General features: G+C 69.8%; 27 protein-coding genes and 3 pseudogenes. 17 read left to right on the top strand and 13 right to left on the bottom strand.

The window, feature by feature from the left end:
- Positions 1–298: 298 nt before the first annotated feature.
- Entirely contained in the window at positions 299–1216 is a 918-nt protein-coding gene (locus tag ACZ4MF_RS40140) for an NADP-dependent oxidoreductase (RefSeq protein ID WP_467498113.1), read from the bottom strand.
- A gap of 163 nt (positions 1217–1379) precedes the next feature.
- On the opposite strand from ACZ4MF_RS40140, the gene ACZ4MF_RS40135 reads away from it, so the two are divergent.
- Positions 1380–1979, top strand: a complete 600-nt coding sequence (locus ACZ4MF_RS40135) for a TetR/AcrR family transcriptional regulator (protein WP_467498111.1) — start codon at positions 1380–1382, stop codon at positions 1977–1979.
- Positions 1980–2177: 198 nt separating this feature from the next.
- Here the strand turns inward: ACZ4MF_RS40135 and ACZ4MF_RS40130 are convergent, their stop codons facing one another.
- Positions 2178–2510, bottom strand: a complete 333-nt coding sequence (locus tag ACZ4MF_RS40130) for an IS3 family transposase (protein WP_467498109.1) — start codon at positions 2508–2510, stop codon at positions 2178–2180.
- Positions 2511–2630: 120 nt separating this feature from the next.
- Positions 2631–2900 carry a transposase gene (locus tag ACZ4MF_RS40125; RefSeq protein ID WP_467498107.1) on the bottom strand — a complete coding sequence of 90 codons (270 nt, stop codon included), beginning with the start codon at positions 2898–2900 and terminating at the stop codon, positions 2631–2633.
- A 550-nt stretch (positions 2901–3450) separates the two neighbouring features.
- Between ACZ4MF_RS40125 and ACZ4MF_RS40120 the strand changes: the two genes are divergently transcribed.
- From ACZ4MF_RS40120 to ACZ4MF_RS40095, 6 genes and pseudogenes are all read left to right on the top strand, one after another.
- Positions 3451–4983 (top strand): hypothetical protein, encoded by a 1533-nt coding sequence (locus ACZ4MF_RS40120; protein ID WP_467498105.1) that lies wholly within the window; start codon positions 3451–3453, stop codon positions 4981–4983.
- 808 nt (positions 4984–5791) lie between these two features.
- A complete protein-coding gene (locus tag ACZ4MF_RS40115; RefSeq protein ID WP_467498170.1) occupies positions 5792–6400 on the top strand; it encodes a mycothiol-dependent nitroreductase Rv2466c family protein in 609 nt (202 codons plus the stop codon).
- Positions 6401–6509: 109 nt separating this feature from the next.
- Entirely contained in the window at positions 6510–6875 is a 366-nt protein-coding gene (locus tag ACZ4MF_RS40110) for a GNAT family N-acetyltransferase (protein WP_467498103.1), read from the top strand.
- Positions 6876–7116: 241 nt separating this feature from the next.
- A complete protein-coding gene (locus ACZ4MF_RS40105; protein ID WP_467498102.1) occupies positions 7117–7770 on the top strand; it encodes a quinone oxidoreductase family protein in 654 nt (217 codons plus the stop codon).
- Between the two features lie 264 nt (positions 7771–8034).
- Positions 8035–8316 (top strand): hypothetical protein, encoded by a 282-nt coding sequence (locus ACZ4MF_RS40100; RefSeq protein ID WP_467498101.1) that lies wholly within the window; start codon positions 8035–8037, stop codon positions 8314–8316.
- Between the two features lie 247 nt (positions 8317–8563).
- Positions 8564–8842: pseudogene (locus tag ACZ4MF_RS40095) on the top strand (hypothetical protein); the annotation flags it as partial.
- Here ACZ4MF_RS40095 and ACZ4MF_RS40090 read toward each other — a convergent pair.
- Both ACZ4MF_RS40090 and ACZ4MF_RS40085 read right to left on the bottom strand, forming a co-directional pair.
- On the bottom strand, positions 8799–9590 hold the full coding sequence (locus ACZ4MF_RS40090) for an IS5 family transposase (protein WP_467498100.1): 792 nt from the start codon (positions 9588–9590) through the stop codon (positions 8799–8801). The pseudogene ACZ4MF_RS40095 and the gene ACZ4MF_RS40090 overlap by 44 nt on opposite strands.
- A gap of 305 nt (positions 9591–9895) precedes the next feature.
- Complete coding sequence (locus tag ACZ4MF_RS40085) at positions 9896–11188, bottom strand: MFS transporter (RefSeq protein ID WP_467498099.1); 1293 nt, start codon at positions 11186–11188, stop codon at positions 9896–9898.
- A 68-nt stretch (positions 11189–11256) separates the two neighbouring features.
- Between ACZ4MF_RS40085 and ACZ4MF_RS40080 the strand changes: the two genes are divergently transcribed.
- Positions 11257–11796 carry a MarR family winged helix-turn-helix transcriptional regulator gene (locus ACZ4MF_RS40080; RefSeq protein ID WP_467498098.1) on the top strand — a complete coding sequence of 180 codons (540 nt, stop codon included), beginning with the start codon at positions 11257–11259 and terminating at the stop codon, positions 11794–11796.
- Positions 11797–12298: 502 nt separating this feature from the next.
- Here the strand turns inward: ACZ4MF_RS40080 and ACZ4MF_RS40075 are convergent.
- Entirely contained in the window at positions 12299–13261 is a 963-nt protein-coding gene (locus ACZ4MF_RS40075; protein ID WP_467498097.1) for a GlxA family transcriptional regulator, read from the bottom strand.
- A 71-nt stretch (positions 13262–13332) separates the two neighbouring features.
- Between ACZ4MF_RS40075 and ACZ4MF_RS40070 the strand changes: the two genes are divergently transcribed.
- The 3 genes from ACZ4MF_RS40070 (at position 13333) to ACZ4MF_RS40060 (ending at position 14825) form a co-directional block, all read left to right on the top strand.
- Complete coding sequence (locus ACZ4MF_RS40070; protein ID WP_467498095.1) at positions 13333–14007, top strand: HD domain-containing protein; 675 nt, start codon at positions 13333–13335, stop codon at positions 14005–14007.
- A 47-nt stretch (positions 14008–14054) separates the two neighbouring features.
- The gene (locus ACZ4MF_RS40065) at positions 14055–14477 is read left to right on the top strand and encodes a Rid family hydrolase (protein ID WP_467498093.1); all 423 of its coding nucleotides are present in this window, start codon (positions 14055–14057) and stop codon (positions 14475–14477) included.
- Between the two features lie 117 nt (positions 14478–14594).
- Positions 14595–14825 carry a DUF6233 domain-containing protein gene (locus ACZ4MF_RS40060; protein WP_467498091.1) on the top strand — a complete coding sequence of 77 codons (231 nt, stop codon included), beginning with the start codon at positions 14595–14597 and terminating at the stop codon, positions 14823–14825.
- Between the two features lie 19 nt (positions 14826–14844).
- Here ACZ4MF_RS40060 and ACZ4MF_RS40055 read toward each other — a convergent pair.
- Positions 14845–15227, bottom strand: a pseudogene (locus ACZ4MF_RS40055) (MFS transporter); the annotation flags it as partial.
- A 547-nt stretch (positions 15228–15774) separates the two neighbouring features.
- On the opposite strand from ACZ4MF_RS40055, the gene ACZ4MF_RS40050 reads away from it, so the two are divergent.
- The 3 genes from ACZ4MF_RS40050 to ACZ4MF_RS40040 all read left to right on the top strand — a co-directional run bounded on the left by ACZ4MF_RS40050 (position 15775) and on the right by ACZ4MF_RS40040 (position 19770).
- A complete protein-coding gene (locus tag ACZ4MF_RS40050) occupies positions 15775–16986 on the top strand; it encodes a sensor histidine kinase (protein ID WP_467498090.1) in 1212 nt (403 codons plus the stop codon).
- Positions 16983–17675 (top strand): response regulator, encoded by a 693-nt coding sequence (locus ACZ4MF_RS40045; RefSeq protein WP_467498088.1) that lies wholly within the window; start codon positions 16983–16985, stop codon positions 17673–17675. Before ACZ4MF_RS40050 ends, ACZ4MF_RS40045 begins: the two co-directional genes overlap by 4 nt.
- Positions 17676–18162: 487 nt before the next feature.
- Positions 18163–19770: an alpha/beta hydrolase gene (locus tag ACZ4MF_RS40040; protein ID WP_467498086.1), complete on the top strand. Its 1608-nt coding sequence runs from the start codon at positions 18163–18165 to the stop codon at positions 19768–19770.
- A gap of 95 nt (positions 19771–19865) precedes the next feature.
- Here ACZ4MF_RS40040 and ACZ4MF_RS40035 read toward each other — a convergent pair whose 3' ends face one another.
- The 3 genes from ACZ4MF_RS40035 to ACZ4MF_RS40025 all read right to left on the bottom strand — a co-directional run bounded on the left by ACZ4MF_RS40035 (position 19866) and on the right by ACZ4MF_RS40025 (position 21959).
- Complete coding sequence (locus ACZ4MF_RS40035) at positions 19866–20048, bottom strand: hypothetical protein (RefSeq protein ID WP_467498084.1); 183 nt, start codon at positions 20046–20048, stop codon at positions 19866–19868.
- Positions 20049–20327: 279 nt separating this feature from the next.
- Entirely contained in the window at positions 20328–20495 is a 168-nt protein-coding gene (locus ACZ4MF_RS40030) for a hypothetical protein (protein WP_467498082.1), read from the bottom strand.
- Between the two features lie 144 nt (positions 20496–20639).
- Complete coding sequence (locus ACZ4MF_RS40025; RefSeq protein ID WP_467498080.1) at positions 20640–21959, bottom strand: MFS transporter; 1320 nt, start codon at positions 21957–21959, stop codon at positions 20640–20642.
- Positions 21960–22127: 168 nt separating this feature from the next.
- Here ACZ4MF_RS40025 and ACZ4MF_RS40020 point away from each other — a divergent pair, with 168 nt between their 5' ends.
- Positions 22128–22670, top strand: a complete 543-nt coding sequence (locus ACZ4MF_RS40020) for a CGNR zinc finger domain-containing protein (protein WP_467498078.1) — start codon at positions 22128–22130, stop codon at positions 22668–22670.
- 72 nt (positions 22671–22742) lie between these two features.
- Positions 22743–23117, top strand: a pseudogene (locus ACZ4MF_RS40015) (DUF6233 domain-containing protein); the annotation flags it as partial.
- Positions 23118–23420: 303 nt separating this feature from the next.
- Here ACZ4MF_RS40015 and ACZ4MF_RS40010 read toward each other — a convergent pair.
- A complete protein-coding gene (locus ACZ4MF_RS40010; RefSeq protein WP_467498076.1) occupies positions 23421–23819 on the bottom strand; it encodes a PIN domain-containing protein in 399 nt (132 codons plus the stop codon).
- Positions 23819–24085: a hypothetical protein gene (locus tag ACZ4MF_RS40005; RefSeq protein ID WP_467498074.1), complete on the bottom strand. Its 267-nt coding sequence runs from the start codon at positions 24083–24085 to the stop codon at positions 23819–23821. Before ACZ4MF_RS40005 ends, ACZ4MF_RS40010 begins: the two co-directional genes overlap by 1 nt.
- A 224-nt stretch (positions 24086–24309) precedes the next feature.
- Between ACZ4MF_RS40005 and ACZ4MF_RS40000 the strand changes: the two genes are divergently transcribed.
- On the top strand, positions 24310–25170 hold the full coding sequence (locus tag ACZ4MF_RS40000) for an AbiTii domain-containing protein (RefSeq protein ID WP_467498072.1): 861 nt from the start codon (positions 24310–24312) through the stop codon (positions 25168–25170).
- A 341-nt stretch (positions 25171–25511) separates the two neighbouring features.
- Here the strand turns inward: ACZ4MF_RS40000 and ACZ4MF_RS39995 are convergent.
- Positions 25512–25820 (bottom strand): winged helix-turn-helix transcriptional regulator (locus ACZ4MF_RS39995; RefSeq protein WP_467498070.1); only part of this gene is annotated, 309 nt, incomplete at its 5' end.

Here is a 25820-nt window from a genome sequence, read left to right as displayed (position 1 = left end):
GTGGTTCCACGATCACGGGGAAGCCCCACCAGCTCCAGACCTCAGTGGACGATCGGCCGAGACGCAGGCCCAGTTGGCCAGCGTCCTGCCTGGCGACCGGCTCATCCGGTCGACCATCAAGGATTTGAGTGCTTTCGGGGTTGGCCGGGGGGCCGCAAGGCTCGGTGTCGCCTGCTGTGGTTCAAGCCCTGGGTCCCTGCGGGTTCTGGCAGGGCGTTGAGGGTGCCCATCGGCGCTTCGGCTGCTCGTGGCCTGCGAGGCGCCGATGGGACGTCCTTCGTGCCGACGGGATGCACGGTTACATCGTGACGACGAGCTTGCCCGTGGTGTGCACGCGGAGGAAGTCGGCGCATGCCTGCGGGCCGCGGTCGAGCCGGTACCGGTGTCCGATCGTGGCACGCAGTTCTCCACGCACGGCTGCGTCGCCGACTTCACGCATGCCGCCGAGGTCGCCGTCCATGTCGAGGACAAAGTGCACCTCGACATCGTCACGGCCGATCAGCTCCGGCGTCGGCACCGGATAGGTGATAGTGAGCAGGCGGCCACCGGGACGCAGCGCCGCGGCCAGGCCGGTCAGGCGGTCGCCCTGCAAGACCACGTTGACAGCGACGTCGATGCCGGCGGGGTAGTCCGCCTGCCGATAGCCGATGATCTCGGCTGCACCGAGCTCGCGCAGTACGTCGGCGTCGGTGTCGGTCGCTGTGGCGGTCACGTGGGCATTCGCCGCGGCCAGCAGCGGAATCAAAGCGGTGCCGACGCCGCCGGTCGCCCCGACAACCAGCACGTGCTCGCCCGGTTGGATGTTCGCGGTCGTCGCGATCGCCCGCGCGGTCAGGCCCGCGGTGGCCAGCGCCGCCGCGTCCTCGGCCGGCAACTCGGCCGGGCGGTGCGCGACAAGCGGGGTGTCCGCCTCGACGACGGCGTACTCGGCCAGCGTGCCGGTGCCCACCGACGGGCGCTTGCCGGCCATCGCGCGCAACGCCCGAGGCACGGCCAGGCCGAACACCTCATCACCGACTCGGTAGGCGGTGACGTCGTCGCCGACTTCGGTGACGGTTCCGGCGAAGTCGTTGCCGGGGATGTGCGGGAACTCCAACCGCACGGCGTCGCCGAACTCGCCGCTGGGCAGTCGGACGTCGGCCGGATTGATCGCCGCGGCGGAGATCCGTACCTGGATCTGTCCTGGGCCGGGTCGCGGAACGGGGACCTCGGCCACCGTGTACTGCTCCGGCGGTCCGAAGGCGGTCGCGACGACGGCTTTCATCAATCGGTGCTTGTTCAAAGCCCCTCCAGAAAAACGGACCGGTCGGTCATCTTCTGCCCCGGCGGAAGACGCTAGCGACAACCGGACCGAGCGGTCAACTTGTTAGGCTGCGACCATGACCACGTCCCGCCCGCTACGCGCCGACGCCGCCCGCAACCGCGCACTGCTCCTGGCAGCGGCGGCCGACGAGTTCGCCGAGCACGGACTGGACGCCTCGGTCGCCGATATCGCCCGCCGGGCCGGGATCGGGAAAGGCACCGTCTTCCGCCACTTCCCGACCAAAGACGACCTGATCGCCGCCATCGTCCTGGACCGCATCCAGGCCCTCACCGCCATCGGCGAACGCCTGCTGGACTCCGACGACCCCGGCGCCGCGTTGCTGGAGTTCCTCGCCACCGCCGCACACCAGCGGCAACAACGCGACCTGTCGTTCCTGCAGGAGGCCGGCGACACCCGCCCCGAAGTCGGCAACGCGCGCACGGCCATGTTCCAGACCATCGACACCCTGGTCGACCGGGCCCGTGCAGACGGCGCCATCCGGCCCGACGTCACCGGCACCGACGTCATCCTGCTGATGTGCGCGCCGAACTACGTGACCAGCTCCGTCCCGGACGCCTCACCAGACCTGTGGCAGCGATACCTCGCGATCATCTTCGACGGCCTGCGCCCCGAAGGAGCCCACCCACTGCCTCAACCTCCGCCGGACACACTCTGACGCGAACAGCAGTGTGTCAATCACCGGGTTTCGTAGAGACGTCGGTCATGCGGCCCGGCCTTACTGATCGGTCCGGGCTCATGGCGCCCGCGAGCCCGTCGCGCTGCGCCCCGACCATCCCGAACACTTCGAGGCCGTGCCGCCCCCGACCCCAGGAGCCTGCGCAGCGGCGTGAACCACGACCTCGGCCAACTGCTCCTACTCCTGCTCCTGGCCTGCGTGTGCCTGGTCATCGGCGTGATGTCGCCGCACCACTTCTCGTTCAGCTGCCCGGCGGTGAAGTCGCGTTGGCCGAGGTCCGGGGCGGGCGGTGCGAGCCGTTCGGCGCACGGTAGTGCGCTTGCGCCGACGCAGGTGGCGGCCCTCGATCCGGTGCAGGCGCGTCAACCGCTCGACACGCTTGCGGTTGACGGTGTACCCAAAGCCCCGCAGTTGGGCATGGACGCGCCTCACTCCGTAGGTGCCCTTGTGCGTGGTGTGGACCTCGCGGAACTCCGCGCCCAGGGTGTCGTCGGCGACCTGCCGCTCCATTCGGGCCTTCGCACCGGCGATCCACCGGTAGGAGCCGGAGCGCGAGACATGAAGAACCCGGCATCCGCTGAACACCGAAGGTCTCGGCACGGGCGGAGACGAAGTCCCAGCGGCGGGTCTTCACTTCCTCTCCTGCGCGAAACAGGCCGCCGCCCGCCGCAGGATCTCCCGCTCGAAATCCCATTCCTTCTCGGCCTTGCGCAGCCGGCCGTTCTCCGCCCGCAGCCGGGCCAGTTCCTCATCCCGGCTCTCCCCGGCCTGGTCACTGCGGCTGTGACCGCGGCCCACCTGCTCGTCGGCCTGGCGCACCCAACTGCGCAGGGTCTCCCCGACATCCGCCGCGACCGCCGCGTACGTACGCTTCCCGCCCGCCGCGCGGCACAAGGCCACCGCGTCACTCCTGAACCCCTCCGGATACGGAGACCTACGTCCCACCAGGACACACCTTCCCTTGGATCTGCAAGATCCATTGTCAGAGTGTCCACACCGCCGGGGTCACCCCACTCCAGGCCTGGCCCCGGCCGCCCACCAGGCTCGAAGAACCGCCACCCCGCCGAACGCTACGACGTGGGCCTACTCCTGGTCACCGGCGAACTCCGCCGCCGACCCAACCCACCACAAGACCGGCACCAAACCCCGCCGCACCGGACAAACGACAAGGTGAGAGCTTGTGTTCGATCCAGCCGCTATATTCATCCATCACTTGGTCACGATCCGCACCAACGGTGATGTCGGGCCGGGTACCGGATGGCCCCCTGAGCTGGGGCCATGTGATCCTGTGGGGGGATACACCGTGCGACGCGCTGCTCTGCTTTCGACCGCCACTGCCACAGCGCTGGCGACCTCGATGTTCACCGGCCCTGCCCTGGCCCGTGCCGATGCCGCTCCAGGGACTGGTCCCGTCCTGGATAACGCGAACGCCTGGTACGACCATCCCGGAATGGTCTTCATCACTGCGCACTCGGACAATGCGATCACCCATATCACCGCCCACTTCACCCCCGTCGGCAGCCCGAACGGCGCGCCCGAGGCCGGATCCACTGACGACTTCACCCAGCAGTCCGGCACGGACGGCCGGTCCGGAGTCTGGCGGGCCCCGGTGCACCTCGCGGACCTCGGCGAGTACCGGATCACCGTCGATATGGAGGACTCCTCCGGCGCCACGGTCACCGGCGTCGCCTCACGCTCGACACTGCAGTACCAGACCATTCTCACTGTCCCGGACCTTACGGTGACGCCGACCAAGCCGGACTACTTCCATCAAAAAGTGACCGTCAGCGGTACCGAAGTTGCCGAGGACCCACGGACGCCCGGCACACGGGTTCCGGTCGCCAACGCGCCGGTCGTCATCACCTGCCAGGGCACCTCCCCATACAACAGGTTCAACACGCAGACCGACGCCGACGGGCGCCTCACCTTCTCGTTCGTCCCCGCCGTGTACTGGGCCGACATGACGGTGTGGCCGCAAGACTCCAGCGCCTACCCCGGGGCGATCCTCCTGCGCTCGCCCCAGCAGCCCATGAACCCCGTGCAGGCACCGACCCGGTTCACGGCGAGCACACATGCCCTCAACCTGCGCCAGGGAACGACGGGCACGGTCACCGGCCACGCGGAGATCCAGACGGCCGACGGCTGGCAGCCGCTGCCGCACACGTCACTCAGCCTCATAGGCACAGGCTCTTCGCAGGGGTTCGGGGGGACGACCACCACGGACGACAACGGGTTCTACAGCCTGCGCGTCCCCTCGGACAATCCGTTGCCGACCGGCCAACTCGTCCTCGGCGACACGCCGTTCTTGCAGCCTGCCACTGAGCCTTTCAGCCTCCACGTGGCATACACGACTGACCTCACCATGGACGCCACGCTCGACGAGAACTCCCGACTACACGTCTCGGGAGACATCGAGTACAGCGATCCCCGTGCCCACTGGCCGTCCAACACCGCCGTCACCATCGAATACTCCAAGGACGGCAAGACCGGCTGGAAGTCCGCCTCCACCATCCCGGTGAAGATCCGTTACAACAAGCCCAACTTCCAGGAAGTCTTCGGCGCGTCATTCACCGCGCAGCACAACGCCTACTGGCGTGCCCGCTTCAACGGCAACCCCGACCTCGCGAGCAGCACCACCAAGCCCGTCCACCTACGCCGCTACCCCACACGGATCACCGGGTTCGACGTCACCCCCGAACCGATCAGCAGGAACGGCCTCATCCACCTCAATGGCACACTCCAGTACTACACGGGTACCACCTGGAAGCCGCTCGCCGGCGCCAACCCCGCCCTGTACTTCCGGCCTCGCGGAGCCTCCGCCTACCGCTACATCAGTGACCTGAGCACCGACTCCAAGGGCCGGATCCGCAACATCACCCAAAACGACACCCAGGACGGCACCTGGGCAGTTGCCCTGAACCGCAACATAGGCGACCAATACCTCAAGAGCCCCCTGGTCACGGACTACGTCGACGTGCGATGACCATGCCAGCGCAGCCCGGCACCCGGGACTGCGACTGGACCCCGCCGGCAGACGTGGCGGCTGTCATCCGCCATGGCCCCGTCACGGCGGTTGTTGCGGACGATCGCCCTCGGCCGCACTCCGGCCTCCGAGGCTCACAACTGACCTGCATCTCCGAAAATCCCCTCGTCCTCGTCGGCCGACGGTTCACGCAGCGACCTGCGCCCGGCCCGATGTGGGCAGCGAGCTGGACGCGGCGGGGCTGACGGGCGCGGCCGCCACGCGGGATCCGGTACAGCGATTTCGAGACAACAAGGTGCGCGGCAGCGGATGGAGACGGCCGCCGCGCCGGGTCGGCACCCCCGACGCGAGCCACTCCGCCGCCCACCGCTGTGTTGGCCCATCCGGCCTGCCCCGGCCCCGGCCACTACGGCGCTGCTCTCTGCGCGGTAGGGAGCGGCCGCAAGGCCCGGCCGCCGAACGGCCGCACGAGACGACCGGCGACGGCCGCGGCCCCGCCCCGGGCGGCTGTCTCAGTGTCCTGAGCCCACCGGAAGAACTCGGCAGAGCCGAGGACTTGATGGAACGACCCGCGGCGATCGAGGTCGCGAAGGCGGCGATCGCACCGCGCACGCCGCCGGGTCAGCATCCGGCCCCGGTGCCGGCGCCAAGTCTCCAGCAGAGCGTGGGAAAGCATCGGCAGCGCACCTGGCCGGGTGGAAAGCGATGCCCCGGGTAGCCGAAGTGGACCAAGATTTTATCACAGCATTGGATCTAAATCATGCCCCAATAGGCACGTAACGTCGCTGTCGTGACAGCTGAATCATCCATGCCACAGACCCGGGTTGACTTCTACTTCGACCCCGCCTGCCCCTTCGCCTGGATCACCTCACGGTGGATCCTTGAGGTGGAGGCCCTGCGCGACCTCGACGTCCGGTTCCACGTCATGAGTCTGTATCTCCACAACGAGGGCAACGAACTGCCCGACTGGTACCGCGACCTCGTGGACCGCTCCCTCGGCTTGGTCCGCGTCGCCGTGGCCGCGGCCGAGCACGACTCCGAGGAGGTGCTCCGCGACCTCTACACCGCCTTCGGCACCCGCATTCACAACAAGAAGATGGAGGACTTCGACGCGGTCGCCGTCGAGTCCCTGCTCGACCTCGGGCTCCCCGGGGGCCTCGCGGAGGCAGCGCGTTCGACCGAGTACGACGCTGCCCTCCAGCGCAGCCACGACGCGGGCAAGGATCCTGCGGCGGGCGGTTACGTGGGCACGCCCACGATGCACATCGACGGAATGGCCTTCTTCGGCCCGGTGATGAACAGCATCCCGCGGGGCGAGGAGGCGGCGCGGCTCTTCGACGCGGTGCGGACCCTCTCGGCGCACCCGGACTTCTTCGAGCTGAAGCGGGAACGTACGGGCAGCCTGCGCTTCGAGTGAGTGGCCGGGGAGAGCGGGCCGGAGGGCCGACGGAAGTCCGCCCCCGGCCGGCCAGTTGGTGTCTGTTCACGCCGGGACCGGATGGCTCGGCCGAGGTGGGGATCGAACAGTGGGTGACTATTCCTGGGTGCACCGCGCCGATGACGTGGACTTCGATGAGCTGGCGCATCTGTACCGGATGGCGCCGTTGGGCGACAAGCCTCCCGAGGCGCTGGCAACGGTGTTCGGCAACAGCATGTTCGCCTGCTTCGTCTACGCCGACGGTGCGCTCGTGGGTGCGGGCCGGGCCCTCGCGGACGGCGTGGACTGCGCCTACATCGGCGATGTGGCGGTGCATCCCGACCACCAGGGACGGGGCTTGGGCTCCCGCATCATGCGCAAGCTGGTAGAACTCGCCAGGGCCACAAGAAGATCATTCTCTACGCCAGCCCGGGTACCGAGGCCTTCTACAGCGGGCTCGGTTTCCTGCCCATGAAAACCGCGATGGGGATCTGGCGCGATCCGGCCCGTGCCATCGAGATCGGCCTGCTCAATGGGGAGCACAGCCAGTCGTGATCCGCGTGAAGCGCGCCGCGGAAACCACACACCAGCGGGTTCCGCCGCAGGTCAGAACCAGATGCGGCCCTGCGCGGATCTCAGTCCCTGGCCTGCCCCAGGGCTGGTCACGCAACGCCTGGCCGCAGTTGAGATGAGTCGGCGTCGCCTGCCTCCACGACGTGCTCCTCGCGGATGCGGACGGCGCCGCGGCCCGCACCCGGGTCCTCAACGCCGACGCCTTCCCCACCGCCGCCGCCATCGCCGCCCACGTACAGCGCGGGCAGACCGTCCTGATCTCCGGCGCCACCGGCGGCGTGGGCGGCACGCTGGTGCAGACCGGCAAGGCGCTCGGCGCCGACCCCATCGCCGTGGTCTCCACCCCGCACAAGGTACAGCGCGCAGCCGAGGCACGGGCCGACGCGATCACCGACCTGTCCACGCGCGATCTGCACCAGGCCGTCGCCGAGGCCACCGGCAGGCACGGGACGGATGCCGCCCTGCCCGTGGGCGGTGTACGGCCGGGTGAACTGCTTCGCTCCGTACGAAACGGCGGCACCGTGGTCTCTCTCGGCTTCACCGGCGGCGAGCAGGCCGAACTCGACGTCGTCGACCTGCTCATCGGCGAAGAACACCTCACCGGCTACGCCATCCACAACGAACCCGAGGAAGCCATCGGCCCCGGTCTGAAGACGATCGCTGCGCTGGCCGCGCAGGGCGCCCTCCGCCCCGTGACCGACAGCCGGTTCGCCCTCGACGATTTCGAGGACGCCTTCGCCCGCCCCGGTCCCGGTCACCTATCCCTCTGGGCCCGGTTCCGATCAGGCCGGACGTGAGGAAGTGCCACGTACGTGAGACTGCCGACGGTGCCACCGACCTGAGACGGTGGAACAACCGCTGGTCAGCAACCACGGCTTGTGCCACAGCCCGTGAGTCCCCACATCAGCCCATGAGCGGAACCGGCGCCCCGCACGCGTGCAGCCACCGCGGCACACAACCGGCGCGCCATTGTCCGATTTATGACATTTCACATTAATGTCTCGTACGCGAAAGAAGTCGATCCACCAGAGATCGCACCCATTCACTTTCACGGAGACCACATGCACAAGCTTCGCAAGGCTGCCGTCCTGGTCGCCACCCTCGGCAGCGTCGGACTGATGACCGCTGGCACCGCCCACGCCGGCGGCGAGGGCGGCCACGGCGACCACCTCAACATCCAGCAGAGCTCCACATGCAGGTCGCACGACCTGAACCTCGACGTCCTCGGCGAGGTCGGACTCCTCAACGGATTGTTGGGCAACGGCCTCAACGGCGAGGGCAACCCGGGCGCGCAGCAGACCAGCATCGGCTCGACCATGGGCTGCAACAACAGCGCCCTCTAAAGGCAGGCGCGCCTCTCACGCGGACCGAGGGGCGCGCCGGGCTCCACATCCGGGTGCCGCAAGCCCGAGATGCTGAACGCCGACCGCCCCGCCTCAACCGTGGAGGGCGGGGCGGAAGGCGGTGCGTCAGGTAGCCGGTCGGGTGCGCTGCACCAGACGACGCTCCGTGGGTGCTGTGCTGCCGTTGGCCGTCCGTCGTTGGCCAACGGGTTCTCCGATGCCCGGGTTTCCCACGAGCGGACGGACCTCCGTGGTGCCGATGTGGCATGCGGGGCTGTCCTGGGCAGCGTTGTCCGTGGACTACCAGCGCATCCTGCAGGCCCTCGCGGACCGGAACCGGCTCGGGCAGGGTCCGCTGACGTGCCAGGAGATGGCCGCCTGCTTCGGTCTGGACCCGGTGCCGGGGAAGGTGGAGGCGCTGCGGTCGAAGGCGAAGCGGCTGGTGGCCCGGGGCAGGTTGGTCGAGTCAGCGCCGGGCCGGTTCACGCTCGCCAAGGACGTGGCCGGGCAAGGCGGCGCGTCATGAGCATCGTCATCGACCAGTGGATCACCGCCTCCGCGCTGCTGGTGGAGCGCTCGAAGTCGCGCACGAGGCGGCGGCTTCGCATCAGATGGGCGAAGAACCGCTCCACGATCCACCGCTTCGGCAGCACGACGAAGCCGCGCGTGTCGTCGCTGCGCTTGACGAGGGCAAGGACCACGGTGAGAACGGCGAGGCTGTACTCGACGAGGCTGCCGGTGTGGCCGCCGTCGGCCCGGACGAGGGCCAGCAGGTGGTGCGCGGCGGCGACCTGAGCGAGCAGCACCTGGGCGGCGGCACGGTCGCCCGCGTCCGCCGCGGTGACCATCACCGCGACCAGCAGGCCGAGCGTGTCGACCACGACGTGCCGCTTGCGACCGTTGATCAGCTTGCCCCCGTCGAAGCCCCGGCTGTCGGATCCGACCACTGCGTCCGCCTTGACCGACTGGGAGTCGATGACGCCCGCACTCGGCTCCGGATCCCGCCCCGCCTGCTCGCGCACTCGGCGGCGGAGCCGGTCGTGGAACTCCCGGACCAGACCGTGATCGCGCCGGCGTCGGAAGAACGCACAGACCCGGTCCCACGGCGGGAGGTCGATCGGGATCGCCCGCCACTTCGTGCCGTTGTCGACGAGGTAGCGGATCGCGTCCGGTACCGCTCGGTGGCAGTATGCCTCCGGCTGGCCGCCCCGGCCCCGCAGCCGGCCCGGCACCGGCAGCAGCGGCCTGACCACCGCCCACTCGGCGTCCGACATGTCGGTCGGGTAGCGGCGTCGGCGCGCCCCGTGGTCGCCGGCGTTCCCGAACCTGTGCGCCAGGCAGTCACACGCGCGAGTGACCGATGTGGACTCCGCTCCCACCATGCCGTAGAACTCCGGCAACAGGGCCTCCTGGACGGCTTGTTGGCGTGGACACCCTTCGAGCCGCCAAGACGCCCTGTTCTTATGCACGGCAGTTGCCACGATCACCCCATCGGGACCCCATCGTGGCCCTCAAGATGGGCACGACGACAGCCGGTCAGGCAACGGCACGGGCGGACACCGGGTCTGCATTCCTCCGGCTACCTGCCGTCCGCTGCCCCGGCGCCAGCCTCCGGCTGACCCTGGCCCGCCGCGGCCACAGGTTCGCGCCCGGCGTCGCCCCGTGCCGTGACCGGCTCCGGGTGCTCCCATACCTCGGGCAGCAGCAGCACGGCCAGGTTCGCCGCTGCCACGAGCACCGCACCTGCCAGCAGTGGTGCCGAGGTGCCGAGGAGGGTGGCAACCGGAACGGCCACGGCCAGGCCCAACGGGCGGGCGGCAAACGAGATCAGCGCGTCGAAGGAGCCTACCCGCCCGAGCACCTCCTGCGGGATGCGGCGCTGGATGGCGGTCTCCCACAGCGGGCTGAGCACTCCTATACCGAACATCGCCAGGAAGTACGCGGACGCCGCCCAGGGCAGCGCCAGTCCCAGCCCGAAGGCCGCCAGCGGGAGCGCGAGGACGGCCGCACCCACGGCCACGCCGACCAGCGGGCGGCGCATCGGCAGCCGACCTGCGGCAAAAGCACCGACCAGCATGCCGACGGTCCCCAGCTGGGCCACCAGGACCCACGCGCCGTCACCGCCCATGCTCCGGACAGCGATCAGCGGTCCCAGGGTGAGCAGGAAGCCAGCCGCCAGATGCCATACTCCATGGCCCAGCACATTGGTGAGGAACCAGCGGTGGCGCCGGGTCTCGGTCCAGCCTTCGCGCAACTGCGCCCGGAACCCCGCGTGGCCGCCGTCGGCCGGCCTGGTGGCCCGGCGGGTGTGCAGGCCGCCCAGGGTGGTCGCCGAGCCGATGAAGAGCGCGCCGGTCAGCAGCGAGGACCAGCCGGCGCCGAGCATCAGCATCATGCCGCCCGCCGTAGCAGGGCCGGCGGTCTGGGCCAGGCCGGTGGCGACGTCCAGCCGCGAGTTCAGCCGCAGCCGCTGGTCGGCGTCGACGGTCGCCGCGACCAGGGTGCGGACCGCCGGCGTGCCGAAGGCGACCGCGGCGCCGGTGACCGCGGCGAGCACGGCGAGGTCGGGCACCCGGACCAGGCCGCAGAGCAGCTCCGCGCCGATCGCGGTCTGCGCCGCGCCCCTGAGCAGATCGGCGGCGAGCACGACCCGCTGTGGCGGGAAGCGGTCCGCCAGCACGCCGGCGACCGGCAGCAGCACCAGCATGGGCAGCAGTTCGCATGCCAGCACCAGGCCCAGATCCCCTGCCGAACCCGTCGAGCCTGCGGCGTGTCCTCGAAGCAGCGCGAGCGTGAGCGTGGTGGGTATCAGCGCGGTGGCCAGCGCCGCGCAGGTACGGCCGACCAGCAGTCGGCGCATGGGTTGCGTCATGCACGCATAGTATTTCGCCAGCTAATCATTTGACAACGAAATATAAGCTGGCGTAGCATACTGGAGACATGAACACCGAGAGTCAGGGCCGGGAGCGGCCCGCAGAAGGGGACGACTCCGTCGACGTGCACCTTGCACGCTGGCGCGGCAAGGCTCCGTTCGACGCGCGGGTGGAGGGGATCATCACCCGCATTCAGCTCCTGGCCAAACATGTCGGCCAAGCCAAAGACCGCGCCCTGGCCGAGGTTGGCCTGCAGGAGTTCGAGTTCGCCACGCTGCACCGGCTCGGCGCGCGCGAGGCCCCGGGGCGGGCCACCCCCTCCGAGCTGGCGGCCGAACTCATGCTCTCCCCTGCCGGCATGACAGGCCGCCTGGACACCCTGGAACAGTCAGGGCTGGTACGGCGTGTGCGCAGCAGTGAGGACCGACGCCGGGTGGACGTGGAGCTCACCGAGGCGGGGCGCACCCGCTGGCTGGCCGCGATGGAGCTGCGCGGGCAGGCGGAGGACTCGATGGTCGCCCCGCTCGACCCGGCAGAGCAGGACGCGCTCAGCGCCCTGCTCAAGCGGATGCTGAGCCAGGCGGAGGCGGACAGCCGCAACCGGTGAACCCCGAGTCGATGGTGTTGCTTCTCGCCGTCAGGTCTCAGTATCTCGGGCCGCCGCCGCAGCTACCCAAGGGCACTCACGTTCGACCGGCACCCCGCAAGATCGGATTGAGAACTCCCGCCGCAGTAGCAACCCGACCGAACCGCAACCGGCCGCCCTCTGAACGCCCGGCCTGCTGTACCCGGGCCCCTCGAACGCCTGCACACACGACAACAAACCCTGACTGGCGAACGACAACAACCTTCACCAGCAAAGCGACACCCCCCACGCCCCCGTCCACTCCCCCGACCGGCACAAACACCCCACACTCCCGGCGCAGACAGCTGACGCACTCCACTGCAACTCACACGTCGCCCATCGCGTCACGGGCGTGCGCGAGCAGGGTGGGTGGGTCGCAGGGATCTCCGGCCTGGTCCGGGCCCGCAGCGGGCAGTAGCCGGCCAGGTCGAGCTTGGCGGCAGCGACCCGCCTCCGAAACCCTTCGGTGTCGTGGTGCCCATTCTCAGTCCGAGCGCGGGGCTGCCGGCGACGTCGAGCGTGTGAAGGTACGGCGGTAGGCAGTGGGGGTGGTGCCCAGTGCGCGACGGAAGTGCAGCCGCAGGTTGGCTGCCGTGCCCAGCCCGCAGTCCCGCGCCACCTGTTCCACTGAGCGGTCCGTGGTTTCCAGCAGTTCCCGCGCCCTGCCGAGCCGGGCGTTGAGCAGCCACTGCAACGGGGTCGTGCCCGTCTCCTCGCTGAACCGGCGCATGAAGGTGCGCTGCGAGAGGCCCGCGTGCCGGGCAAGCACGCGCAGGGTGAGTGGCTCGCCGAGCCGGTGCAGGGCCCATCCACGGGTACCGGACAGCGACGCCTGACCGGCCACCGCGACGGGAGCCGGCACGTACTGGGCCTGCCCACCGTCTCGGTGGGGGGCGGCGACCAGACCGCGGGCGATCTGGTTGGCCACCTCGGCTCCCAGGTCGCGGCGCACGATATGCAGGCACAGGTCGATGCCGCAGCACACCCCGGCCGAGGTGAGCACGTCGCCCTCGTCGACGTAGAGCACGTCGCGGTCGACCGTGACAGCCGGGAAGCCCCGCTCGAACTCGTCGATGTGCTTCCAGTGGGTCGTGGCGTGCAGCCCGTCCAGTACGCCTGCCGCGGCCAGCGCGAACGCGCCCGTGCAGATCGACACCACACGCTTGCCTCGGTCGCGAGCTTCGCTCAGTGCATCGAGCACGGCGTCCGGCAACGGGAGGATCGGTTCGAATCCCGGCACGATCAGAGTGTCGGCGGTGCGCACCTGTTCCAGGCCCCCGTCGGCGACCAATGCGAAGCCCGCAGTGGTCGCCACCTTCGCCTCCAGCGCGCACAGGGTCATCTCGTAGCGGCTTTCCGGCCGGGTGGTGAAGATCTGCGTCGGGATCGCCAGGTCGAGTGGGGTGACCCCGTCCAGCGCCAGGACCGCGACTCGATGCACTGCCATGGCAAGATTCTAACGAAGTGAGGAAATTTTGCCTCTCACCAGGTCAGGGCGGTCGCGGCCAGGCTGAAGACATGACCGGACGTACTCACGAGGCGACCGCCGACCCGATCACGCTGCCCGGCACACCGCTTGCCGACGCCGTCATGAACCTGATCCGACCGGTGGAAACGCCGTCCCTCTTCAACCACAGCATCCGCAGCTACCTGTTCGCCCGGCTGGTTGCCGGCCGCCTCGGCCTGACCGTCGGCCACGACTACCACGACGACCTGCTGTTCGCCGCGTGCGCGATGCACGACCTCGGCGTGGCCTCGGACGGCCCGCACAGCCAGCGGTTCGAGGTCGAAGGCGCCGACCGGGCCGCCGCATTCCTGATTGACCACGGGGTGCCCGCAGCCGACGCCGACCAGGTCTGGCAAGCCATTGCCCTGCACACCTCCCCGGGCATCGCGGAACGCCGCGGCACGCTGTGCGTACTCGTCCGCGAAGGCGTCGCCCTCGACTTCGGCGGCCCACTGGGCGCCGACCACGTCGACGCCGTCACCGACGAGCAGGCCGACGCCGTGCACGCCGCCTATCCACGGCTGGACATGGTCCGCTCACTCACCGACGCGATCGTCGCGCAGGCCGCGAGAAACCCGAAGAACGCACCCCGGTACGCGATCCCCGGCGAATTCCTCCGCGAACGCGAGACCTTCGGCCGGACCCGACTGGAACACGCCTGCCGTTCGTCCCGCTGGGGCAACTGACTCCACGGACTCCACGACCCCGCCAACAAGGAAAAGGAAGCACCACAATGACCGTCCACACCGTCGAGGTCCCTGAGGACAACCCGGTCTTCGGGCGAACCACCAGCGCCTTCGCAAGCTTCGGCTATTCCGCCGCGGTCCGCGCGCACGGCCTGTTGTTCATCGCCGGAACGATCGGTCGCCGCGCCGACGGAACCATCCCGAACACCATCGAAGAGCAGACCGAGACCGCCATCTTGAAGATCGAGGAGATCCTTCGACTGGAGAACCTCGACACCTCCGCCCTCGTCGACGTCACCAGCTACCACGTCGACATCCGCCAGCACCTGCCCGGCTTCATCGAGGCCAAACAGCGCCTCGTCAAAGCGCCCTACCCGACCTGGACGATCATCGGGGTCAGCGGCCTCGCCAGCCCCGGACTCCTCGTCGAGATCCGCGCGACCGCCGCGTATCCCGACGCACCTCGGTAAACCGCCGCTCCCAGGCCCAAGAGCCCGCCCGTACGCCCCAGAACCCCCAGACGAAGACTCCCGCGGCGTGCTGGTGGGCCGGCAGGTGGTGAGGCCCGACCGGAACCTCCGGATTGGATGATCGAGTACGGGCTCAACCGGGACTCCCCGCCGACCGCAGTGCACACAGGCGAGTGCACGATGGCAGGCAAACGATCGAAGCCCGCAGACTCGGACACAATCCGGCGCGCCCTCGCGGCCGGCGTGAACCTTGTAGCTTCTGCCGACCGGACACCGAGCTGGGTGTCCTGGACCAGGGCCCCGCGTTCCTCGGTCAGGCGACGTTGGTGTCCCGTTCGATGGCCTTGAGGCGGTTCTTGAGTCGGTAGCCGGGGCCGCGCACCGCGCCGATCAGCGCGACCAGGGCCGGCAGGAACGGAAAGGACAGCAGGCCCAGGGCGTGGAACAGAGGAACCGCAGCGGCAGCGGTTGCACTGGCCAGATCCGTGGTCCAGGACACGGCTCGCGGGCCGATCCGGTCCACCAACGGCCCGCTGAACGCTTTGACCACCACGCAGGGAGCCGTCTCGCAGAAGGTCACCAGTCCGGTCCGGGTGGCGCTGCCGGCCGTGGCGAGAACGAACCAGGGCAGCGCGACGGACGAGATCCGAGTACCGGTCAGCGACACGGGCATGGCCGCCGGCACCCGCCCAGCGGCCGTTCGGAGCGCTTGCCGGGTCTACCGTCGGCCTCCAGGACATCCTCCGTCACGGCGTCTCCGTTCCTTCCGCTTGTCGAGACCTGGAACGGGTGCTCGACCGGGCGGGCACACCCAGCTCGGGTAGGAGGTGCGTGACCACGGCGACCCGCTCGGCCCGTTCGGGGCGCTCGCCGCCGCCTGACACGGCTTCCTCCTCATGACCTGCTCCCGGTGGGTGGTCTGCGCCTTCGATGCCGGAAAGCAACGGGCCGCGCCTCCTGAGCGTCGTCACCGACGGGTGGGCACTCGCCGTCTCCGCGGATCCCCCGAGCGAGCTACCCGGCTGTCCTCTCCCGGGGGACGCAGCCCCCCGCCGCAGGACGCTAGGCTCACCGTGCAAGACCGTCCGGCCCGCGGTGCCGTGTGGTGCGGATACCGAACAGGTCGTACCGAAAGAGCAGGCGGGCCGCGGACCACGGCCCGGTCCTGGTGCCGCTCAGGGCGGGACCTACAGGATCGCGGATGTTGATGACAGAAGACCCAGCAGCGCGTGAACCATCGGGCTCGGCATCCCCTGCGTCAACGGCGCATGGGCAGGACAGGGGCCCATCCGCAGGCGTGAACCCGGTGGCCGCCGCGGCCGCCCGGCTCCGCGTGCTGTCGCGGTGGTGGGGATCGCGCTCTGCCGCCACCAGGGACTGTGGGGTCGCGCTCGCCTTCACCGTGCTGTCGCTCGCGGCGCCGCTGTCGCGGTTCGGGGTGCAGTTCGGCGACCTTCCCAACCATGACGCCTCGGTCGCGAGTGTGCTGCTGCCCCTGGGGCAGGCCCTGCCGCTTGCGGTGCGCACCCGCCGGCCGGCCGCCTGCCTCGCGGTGGTGGGGGCTTCATTCGCGGTGTACGAGTGCCTGGGCTGCCCGCCGAGCTTCGGCAGTCTGGGCCTGTACGTCGCGCTGTACTCCGCGGGTGCCCACCAGGACCGCCTCCGGCGGGTCGTACCGTTGGCGGCGACCGGCGGGTACGTGGTCTTCGGCGTCGTCCTGCACGTGCTGGGCTCGCCCGAGGGTCTGACCGACTACCTGCTCTACTACATGGTCCTGGCGGTGGTGTGGGGCCTGGGTGCCCAGGTACGCGGGCGGCGGGCGCAGGAGGCCGAGCGCCGACGCCTGTCCGCGCGGATGGCCATCGCGGCGGAACGCAGCCGTCTGGCCGGGGAGTTGCACGACGTGGTGACCCACCATGTGACCGCGATGGTGGTGCAGGCAGGTGCAGCGCGGTACCTCACCGAGTCGCCGGACCGCCTCCACGAGTCCCTCGACGCCATCAGCGGCACCGGCCGCCGCGCCCTGGCCGAACTCCGGTTCCTGCTCGGGGTGCTGGAGGCGACCGGTGATGCGTCGCCCCGGGAGAGGGCGCCGGTGCCGGGCCGGGTGCCCGACCTGGTGGAGCAGACACGAGCGGGCGGCCAGCCGATCGAGCTGGTCGAGGACGGAGAGCAGCCGGCCATGGCCGTAGGCGCCCAGCTCACGGCGTATCGCGTCGTGCAGGAATCCCTGACGAACGCCGTGAAGTACGCCGCGGGCCGGCAGACGCTGGTACGGCTCGCACACAGCCCGGACTGGACGGACGTCGAGGTCACCACCGCGGGGCCCGCCGACGGCGCACCCGCTTCCGCGGCCCTCCTGGGCGGCGGCCCGCACGTCTCGGGCGGCCGGGGCCTGTCCGGGCTGCGGGAACGGGTGGAGATGCTGGGGGGCGAGTTCGCGGCGGGGCCCTGCCCGGAGGGCGGGTTCCGGGTGTGCGCACGCATCCCCTCGGGAGGTGCAGCGTGAGTGTTCCGCCCCCTGTGATCCGGGTGCTGGTGTGCGAGGACCAGGCCCTGGTTCGTGCCGGGTTCGTCACGATCCTCTCCGCCCAGCCCGACATGGAGGTCGTGGGCGAGGCCGTCGACGGCCGAGCGGCGGTCCGGAGCACGCAGGAACTGAAGCCGGACGTCGTCGTCATGGACATCCGCATGCCCCTGCTCGACGGAATCGAGGCCACCCGCCGCCTGGCGGGGCCCGACTCCGCCAGCCCCGCCAAGATCCTCGTCGTGACGACCTTCAACGTCGACGAGTACGTGTACGAGGCCCTGCGCGCCGGCGCCAGCGGCTTCCTGCTGAAGGACGCCCCACCGCCCGAGCTGATCAACGCGATACGCGTCGTCGCCCGCGGCGAGTCCCTCCTGGCCCCTGCCGTCACCCGCACCCTGATCGGCCGCTTCGCCGAACGCGTCCGCCCCTCCGCCGCCCCCGCCTCCCCCGAGCGCGAGCGCCTCAAAGTCCTCACCCCCCGCGAGCACGAGGTCCTGCTCCTCATCAGCGAGGGCCTGTCGAACGCCGAGATCGCCACTGAACTGGTCATCAGCCACGAGACCGTGAAGACCTACGTCTCCCGCATCCTCACCAAACTGGACCTCCGCGACCGCGTCCAGGCGGTGGTCCTGGCGTACCGGGCGGGGTTGGCGGCGGGCGGCGACTGAGCCTGACGGCCCTGTGCCCCCGGCCGGGGCCGGAAAACGCGGCCACGGCCGCGCTCCTTCCTGGCCGGCCACCCCGCCGAGGCGGTATCCGGATCATGGACCGGCTCGCCCGATCGGCATGCTCCCCGCCCTGCGCGGCTCTCTGGTCCACCACGACCGGGCCACCCGCGTCGTGCCGGACACCCATGGAATGCCGGCACGAAGCAGGATGCCCGACAGCACTGTCCGGTTGTTCGGACGCTGGCGCCTCGGGTGATCCGTGCGGCGCGGCAAGCTGGCAGCAGCGGCTCGGTCCGCGTCCACATCTGATCCGATACGCCCACGGTGGCCGCCCCGTTCTCGGGGTCGCCCAGGACCCCCCGAGCGAGCTACCTGATTTGTCCTCTCTGCCGTGACGCGCGCCACCGGCCGTCTCTTGTTGACTCGAATCGTCAACACAACGGCCGCACCAGGCAGGCCGACCAGCGGAGTAGCTAAGGACAGCGCCATGACCACGACACACAGTTACGCGAAGCACGGTTTCCCCAGAGGCCCTCGACTCGCCGCGGCTGTGCTCGCTTCCACGCTGGCAGGCACCGCACTGATCGCGTGTGGTGCCGACGCCAAGGGCGCGCAACCGGCCGAGGTCTCCGCCAAGAACGCCCGCGGGACTGTCACCGACACCGCGATCACCTGGGGCAAGTGCCCGGCACCGGCCGAGGGACAAACCCATGACCCCCACCTGACCTGCGGGACGCTGAAGGTGCCCTTGGACTACCAGAACCCGAACGGCACGAAGATCGACGTGGCCGTATCCCGGCTGTCCACCGCCGAACCCGGGAAGCGACATGGCGTCCTGCTGCTGAACCCCGGCGGGCCCGCCCTGGGCGGTCTCGACATGCCCGAAACCATGGCGTCCACACTGCCGAAGTCCGTGCTGGACCGCTACGACCTGATCGGTTTCGACCCGCGCGGCGTCGAACACAGCACCCCACAGAGCTGCGGTCTGAAGGACCCCAGCGTGTCCGGGATCTTCCCCTATCCCGCCGCGGACGGCTCGATCACCAAGAACGTGGCCCTCGCCAAAGCCGACGCCAAGCAGTGCGCCGACACCGTGGGCAAGAACCTGCGGTACTACACCACCGCCGACACCGCCCGCGACATGGACCGCATCCGACAGGCGCTCGGTGAGAAGAAGATCTCCTACTGGGGCCAGTCCTACGGCACGTACCTCGGCGCGGTCTACCGCTCCCTCTTCCAGGACCACACCGACCGAATGATCCTGGAAGGCAACGTCGACCCGACCAAGGTATGGGCCAACCAGGTCGCCGACACCTGGGGCAAGGGCATGGCCGACCGGTTCCCCGACGCCGCACGCGTCGCCGCGGCCCAGGACAGCACCCTCAAGCTGGGCACCAACGTCGCGCAGGTGACCAATACCTACCTCGCCCTCGCCGACCGGCTCGACCGCACGCCCGCAGCGATTCCCGGCGCATCGGCGTCGCTGGACGGAGCGCTGCTGCGGAACATCACCTACGCCCTGCTTCTGCACAACAACACGCTTCCCGTGCTCGCCGACTTCTGGAAGGCCGCCGACGACCTGACCCATGGCAGCACCACGGCCGCCGACGTCTCCGTTCTCAAGGAGGTGTTCGCCGACACACCGACGTCCCCGGGCATCCCCGCGGACAACCAGGCCACCATGTTCATGGCTCTCACCTGCGGCGACGCCGAATGGCCGCACGACGTCGACGGCTACGCCACCCGCACCGCCGCCGACCGCAAGATGTGGCCGCTCACCGCGGGCATGCCCGCCAACATCTGGGCATGCGCCTATTGGGACAAGCCGGCCGAGGCGGCGGTCAAGGTAGTGCCCGGCGGCCCGCGCAACACCCTGATCCTCCAGAACCGCCGGGACAACGCCACGCCGTGGGAAAGCGGCGTCGGCCTGCACAAGGCCCTCGGAGACGGCTCCGCCTTCGTCGGCGTCGACAACGGCGGGCACTACGTCTACAACGAAGGCTCCGCCTGCGCCGACAAGGCCGCCGTCGGCCTGCTGACCACCGGCCACCTGCCGGACAAGGACGTCTACTGCACCGACGTCACCCAGAAGTAACCCGCCGGAACGCGGTGTTTCCCTGTCCGGCTGACGGCCAGAGGCGATGCCTCGAGCCGAGGCCTGCCGCCGACCGAGTCGGCGACCCGGGACCTTCAGCCGTGGAGGAAGGCCATCGCGGCGCGGAGTTCGTCGAAGGCGCGGCGAGCGAGGTCGGTGAGAGACCGCTCGTTGGCCGGGACGACCCATTGGTCGAAGGCGTTGTCGACGGCGCGCATGCCGCGGCCGGCGGCGGCCATCGCGGTGTCGTCCAGGACGATGTGCATGGCGTCGCTCACCGGGCAGCCGCCCGGGCGAGCCGGCGGTCCGGCTCGCTGTCGAGATCCTGCCCCTCGGCGGGGCTGGGTGCGTAACCGAGTGCTTCACCCGGGACGGCGCGCAGGGCGGGACGCGCGCTGGTAGCTGTCTCCTGGCGCGGCGCTCGTTGTCTCCCGGGGCCTCCTGCGCGGTTGACCTCCCCGACCCGGGAACCGCCGTGCGGAAGGGTCTGGCGGACCCCGCCTCGTCCCGTGCTCGGTGTCGGCTGAACCCCCGACCGAGGTGGCGCGGTTATCGGCCTAGACACTCCAACCGTCGGTGTTGCTCCAGTGAAGGCACTGGCTGGTCGCGTCGTCCTGCCAGGTCACGTTGTTGCCGTCGGCGCAGGCGTTGCCGGTGGTGGCCAGCATGAGTATGGGGATGGCGGCGGAGATGCCGACGAGTTGGGCTACGCGAGCCTTCTTCAAGGCTGTTCTCCTCTTTCATCTCTCGGCCGCCGAGCGGGAACGCGCGGCGGGGGATCGTCTGCCGGTTCAGCGGGTTGCAGGTGCTCGACGGCCGGACCGGGTCTGTGCCTGGCTGCGCGGTGGGACGTGTGTGCGGAGGCGGGGTCAGCCTTCGTCGGTGGTCCGCTGCGGCAGCTTCCGCAGCCTGCTGACCGGGGAGAGCAGGACCGGGACCACCATCGCCGCCGAGGCAACGGCCAGCACGGTGATGCCGGTGCGCAGGCCCAGTGCGCCGGCGATCAGCCCGCCGCCGAGGCCGCCCAGGGAGCCGCCGCCGAACAGTACGGTCCGGAAGGCGGCGTTCATCCGGCCCATGAGAGCGGTCGGGGTCAGCGCCTGTCGCAGGCTCACCATGACCACATTGGCCACCCCGAGGCCCAGGTAGCTGATGAAGAACGACAGGACGAAGAACCCGATCACCGTGGCCTTGGACCCCGTGGCGAGCGGGATCAGCAGCGGGCCGGTGAAGATCGCCGACATGGCGACGGCGTAGAGGATCCCGAGGCGGAAGCGGGCGATCAGCCAACGGGACAGTGCCGCCCCGAGCAGCCCTCCCAGGCTGGAGGCGGAGAAGACCACGCCGACCTGAGTGGCCGTCAGCCCCTGCACCCGTACTGCGTAGAGCAGGAACATGGTCCAGATGGTGACCATCGAGAAGTTGCAGAACGGTGCGATGAACGCAAGGGGCCGCAGCACCTTGTCGCCGAAGACCCAGCGCAGTCCCTCGCGCATCTCCCTGCCGAGGTGCCGCCTGCCCTGCGCCCGGGTCGGATCGGGACGCTCGGGCCGCGGCTCGGGCGTGCGGATCCACAGCAGGGTGGCCAGGGACACCAGGTACGAGGCGGCGTCCGCAATCAGGGCGATCGGCGCGGTCAGGGCGCCGACCAGTGCGCCGGCGAGTCCGGGACCGGCGACCTCGGCGGCCGAGGAGGTCGTGCCCAGCTTTTGGTTTGCCTCCAGGTAGCGGTCGCGATGGCGGACCAGCGTGGGCACGAAGGACATCCAGCTCACGTCGAAGAGCACCGAGAAGACGCCGATCGCGCAGGCCAGCGCGAGCAGGGCCGGGAGGGTCAGGAGGTGCGCGGTGGACAGCAGCGGGATCAGCCCGATCAGCACCATTCGCGCGCCGTTGGCCAGGAGCATCACCCGCTTGCGGCGGGCCCGGTCGACCCAGACGCCGAAGACCATGGCGAGCCCGAGGTAGGGCACCAACTGCAGGAAGCGCAGCAGACCGACCTCGGTGGAGGTGGCATGGAAGACCAGTACCGCGGTGAGCGGCAGGGCCAGGTTGGTCACCTGGCTCCCGAACAGCGAGAGGGTCTCCCCCGACCAGAACTTCAAGAAGTCCGCGTTGCGCCAGAGCGTTCGCGGGGCTGTGGTCGTCGCGTCCGCACTCCGGTGGGGTGCGAGGTGTGTGGCTGACATGCGGGTCCCCCGAGGATTCTAATGGCTAGTGTGCACTGCTTCCGTTAGGAACTGTTCCGATCATGACAGTCGGATCTAATGGATGCAAGTACGAGCTACCATTAGTCAATGACGACTACAGGACGTCCGGCGTCGACTGCTGGTGCCGAACCGGACGAGCCGCTGGCCGTGGAGTTCGCGAACACCCTCTTCCGCTCGCGCGGCCGACTGCGGGACGACATCGCCGCGACCGATCAGCTGGCCGCGTGGCTGCAAGGCCACGCAACGGCGCTCGGCCTCGCCAACGGCGGACCGCTGGCCGACGTGGAACTGACGGATACCCAGACCGCCGACTTCTTGGCGCTGCGTGACGCCATACGCAACCTGATCAGGGCGGCGACAGAGAACGACCAGGCGCGCGAGGAAGACCTCGCCCACCTGAACGCCTGCGCGGCCGCGGCGCCCTACTGGGTGCAGCTGAGCTTCGGAAAGGACGGCTTCACGACCACCGTTGCGACGGACCGCCCGCCCGTCCCAGCTGCGCTCGCGGCACTGGCCGGCAGCGCCGCCGCCTTGCTGTCAGGCCCGGAGCGCCACGACGTGCGGGCCTGTCACGCACCGGGCTGCATGGTGTTCTTCCTCAAGGACCATCCGCGCCGCGAGTGGTGCTCCGCTGGATGCGGCAACCGCGCCCGCGCCGCACGGCACTACCTGCGCCACCGCGAGCGCTGAGCTCCCGGCTGTGCCGGCCGGTGTGGTCTGGCTCCGCCACGCGCCTGTCTCCGGCAGAACACGGAAAACGGGGGCGTGGAGCCGGCCTGGTACACGGTGTGGGTGCAGGCTCCCGACCACGTCCGGCCGATCGACGGCGTCTCGTACGACGACGTCCCCACCACCCGCCTTCCGCCCCCGCCGGTCGAACGGGAGATCCTCGGTCCGCGCCGGCCGTCCGGCTGGGTGCTGGCGAAGACCGGCGGCCGCGGCCCCGACCGGGGTGTCGTGCACGCCGTCGACTGCGCAGAGGCACCGGCCGGCGCACCGGTCCTCAACTGGGAGCGAGCACCGGATGCGGCCGGGCAGCCCGGCGTACGGCTGTGCTCACTGTTCGGTGCCGGCGCCGAACTCGACCCCCTCCTCAGGGGCTTCGACCACGACGACCGCGACCTGGATGAGGCATAGCGGCCCGGGGATTCCCCGGCGGTGAACGCCACCTCCGCACCCTGGGCCGCCGTGTCGCGGATCCAGGCGCGGAGCGCAGGTTCGAGGGATGCGGGCACCCCCTCCACCAGGGCGGGTACGGGAGCCTCGCCCGCGCGAACGGACAGTCGCTGCCGAACAGTTGGTCTCATGGGCCGACGACGGCCCCCCGAACCGACACGCCGCCCTCGCATTTCCCTCACGGACCCCCCTGCCGAAGGGGAGCGCGGTCACTCATGCCGGGGCTCATCACCGCGGCCGCCGCCTCAGCCGCTCCCGGGCGGCCTACTCGTCGGGGTGGACGGCCTGAACGCCGGTTCCTTCGTACAGCTCAGGAGTCACGGTGAGCAGGAAGCGGCCGACGGGAAAGGCTGCGGAGGGGCGGGCGGCGTGGATGGCGTGGACGACCGCCCAGGAGCGCCCGGCGCGCAGCAGCCCGGTGGCGGTGACCGCCGCCTCCGTATCGAAGGGCTCGACCGTAACGAACCGCAGCCCGTCGATGTAGGCAAGGAGACCGGGCCGCTCGACGTCGCCGGCAGTGAGGGAGAGCACGGGGGCGTACAGGGTGCCGAGCCCGCCGGAGGCCTGGACGTAGAACGCGGCCACGGCCTCGTTGTACGGGTCTGTGGGGTTGTGCAGGGCGGTGGCGGTTGTGTGGTCCAGGACGACCGCGATCTGCCCCACTACGCGGCGGCCGGGTCCTGGCCGGCGCCAAGACGCCGTAGCAGGCCGCGGGCCTTCGCCTCGGCCTGCTCGCTGGGCGCCGTGCCCAGGACAGAGGCGAGCTCGGCGCGTGCCTGCTCGGCGCGCTCCGCGTACTCGGCCGCGGTCGGCCGGCTCTCGGCGAGCTCCTCGACGAGCTGCCGGATCGTCGTGCCTTGCTCACTCGCCAGCGCGGCCAGCCGGTCGCGGGTGGCCGCGCTCACCTTGATGCTCGTCTCGTCAGCCATAGCTACCACTCTACTGCTAGTAGAGGATCTGTGCGCGGGTCCTGAAGCCCTGGGGTGACTCAACGCCCGACCTGGCCCATGAGTGCTTTCACCCGGCCACTCCGAGCGCTTTCGTCGGTCCTGACCAGGCGATTGGTCTTCCGCCGAGACTTGCTCCGTACTCTTTGGCCCGGGCCTCGTGTACGACGGCCGGCCACCTCTTCTCATGGGGTCGGAGATCACACATGGCGGACGGCCGACAAACAGGCCTTCTTCTGGAACTACAGAGCGAGGTCCGGGACGATTCCAAGCCGATTTCCACGGCGCTGCGCACCTGTCTGCTCCTTGCCGCAGAGGCAAACTCTTCCGGATTGCGCGCCTGGGCGTTGAAGGAGCTGGAGGGGTACAGCACCGGAGATCAGGTTCCCACGTACCGCACGGTGGCTGCTGACCTCCAGGCGAACGTCCGGCGTCCCTCCGGGTTTCTGCAACACGACCAGTCCATCGGCATGTTCGACATTCCCGTCGAGTTGCGGAAGCCCCACGTGAAGAACGAACTGGTCCTCGGGGAAGGCGTCTTCCGCCTCGAGGAGATGCTCGCCGAGGCGGATGACAGGGGGCGTGTCCGCGTCATGCTGCCCCTGAGTCGAGAGACCGCGCAGCTCATGACCCACTACAGGTCCAAGACCCTCGCGGGAGCCCGCTACGAGGATATGTACTGGAACGTCTCACAGGCCTCCGTTCGATACGTACTCGACCAGATACGCAACAAGCCGACCGCACTCGCGGGAGAGCTGATGGCCAACCTCCCCGCAGACCGGAAAGCACCTGGCCAGACGGCCACCGAGAATGCCTACCAGGTTGTCGTTCTGGGCGACGCCGACGGCGCCGTGTTCAACAACGCCCAGGCCACCCATGGAGCCACCGGCACGGCCACCACGAGCACCCCTCCGGTCTCCGAGGCGGGCTCCAAGCCCGCCAAGAAGGAGAAGAAGGCAATACGCATCTGGAAATGGACCGTTGACCTGTCCGTAGTCGTCGCCGGCGCCTGTGCACCTCCAGCGCTGCTCATCGCCTGGCTCGGCTGCAAGCATGCCGCCCACTAAGCCGAACTCGCATGCCATGAAAACACATCTCTACGGGTAGTCCAGGGTGTTCTCGGGGTCGATGATGCCGGCGCCTTGCGAAACCTCCGCCACGCGAGCCCACCCGCGGATCCCGGAGGGAGAGCTTCCCGGACCCCGCCAGGTCGAGGCATCCAGCAGAGGGCCGAACCCGGGTTCCACCCCTTCTCCGGGGTGTCAACCTGATGCTGTGGCAAGGCCGGGTGCGTTGGTGCAGCTCATCGGCGGTCGACCGCCCAACGCGTCGAGAACCTGCGGACCGAGCACAGCCGGGCTGATTCCGAGTAGCGGCCGAGAGGATGCCCAGTGCCCTGGCGGGGTCCTCAGCCGCTATGGGCGACCGGTTCGGGATCGGCGTCGAGCGCATCGAGCACGGCGTCGCCGTTCGCCCTCGCCCACTCGGTCAGTGTGTGGATCGGATCGATCAGGGTCGCCCCGAGCGGGGTGAGCTCGTACTCGACGCGGGGTGGCACCTCGGCGTAGGCGTGGCGGCGGATGAGTCCGTGCGCCTGGAGCCGTCGGAGCGTCTGGGTGAGCATCTTGCGGGAGATGCCGCCGATCAGCTCGACCAGCTCGCCATGGCGCACCGGGCCCTTGCTCAGGCCGTAGAGCACGACCACCGTCCACTTGTC

It is taken from the genome of Streptomyces sp. NPDC025793, from assembly GCF_055558375.1.
Note: the sequence above shows the minus strand (reverse complement) of the source record. Positions and strands in the feature narration are given on the sequence as shown.

Bases quoted from the DNA above. Each gene is read 5' to 3' on its own strand.
- ACZ4MF_RS40135 (WP_467498111.1), top strand. From the start codon at position 1,380: ATGACCACGTCCCGCCCGCTACGCGCCGACGCCGCCCGCAACCGCGCA.
- ACZ4MF_RS40130 (WP_467498109.1), bottom strand. From the start codon at position 2,510: ATGGAGCGGCAGGTCGCCGACGACACCCTGGGCGCGGAGTTCCGCGAG.
- ACZ4MF_RS40120 (WP_467498105.1), top strand. From the start codon at position 3,451: ATGGTCTTCATCACTGCGCACTCGGACAATGCGATCACCCATATCACC.
- ACZ4MF_RS40115 (WP_467498170.1), top strand. From the start codon at position 5,792: ATGCCACAGACCCGGGTTGACTTCTACTTCGACCCCGCCTGCCCCTTC.
- ACZ4MF_RS40100 (WP_467498101.1), top strand. From the start codon at position 8,035: ATGCACAAGCTTCGCAAGGCTGCCGTCCTGGTCGCCACCCTCGGCAGC.
- ACZ4MF_RS40090 (WP_467498100.1), bottom strand. From the start codon at position 9,590: ATGTCGGACGCCGAGTGGGCGGTGGTCAGGCCGCTGCTGCCGGTGCCG.
- ACZ4MF_RS40085 (WP_467498099.1), bottom strand. From the start codon at position 11,188: ATGACGCAACCCATGCGCCGACTGCTGGTCGGCCGTACCTGCGCGGCG.
- ACZ4MF_RS40080 (WP_467498098.1), top strand. From the start codon at position 11,257: ATGAACACCGAGAGTCAGGGCCGGGAGCGGCCCGCAGAAGGGGACGAC.
- ACZ4MF_RS40075 (WP_467498097.1), bottom strand. From the start codon at position 13,261: ATGGCAGTGCATCGAGTCGCGGTCCTGGCGCTGGACGGGGTCACCCCA.
- ACZ4MF_RS40070 (WP_467498095.1), top strand. From the start codon at position 13,333: ATGACCGGACGTACTCACGAGGCGACCGCCGACCCGATCACGCTGCCC.
- ACZ4MF_RS40065 (WP_467498093.1), top strand. From the start codon at position 14,055: ATGACCGTCCACACCGTCGAGGTCCCTGAGGACAACCCGGTCTTCGGG.
- ACZ4MF_RS40060 (WP_467498091.1), top strand. From the start codon at position 14,595: ATGATCGAGTACGGGCTCAACCGGGACTCCCCGCCGACCGCAGTGCAC.
- ACZ4MF_RS40040 (WP_467498086.1), top strand. From the start codon at position 18,163: ATGACCACGACACACAGTTACGCGAAGCACGGTTTCCCCAGAGGCCCT.
- ACZ4MF_RS40025 (WP_467498080.1), bottom strand. From the start codon at position 21,959: ATGTCAGCCACACACCTCGCACCCCACCGGAGTGCGGACGCGACGACC.
- ACZ4MF_RS40005 (WP_467498074.1), bottom strand. From the start codon at position 24,085: ATGGCTGACGAGACGAGCATCAAGGTGAGCGCGGCCACCCGCGACCGG.
- ACZ4MF_RS40000 (WP_467498072.1), top strand. From the start codon at position 24,310: ATGGCGGACGGCCGACAAACAGGCCTTCTTCTGGAACTACAGAGCGAG.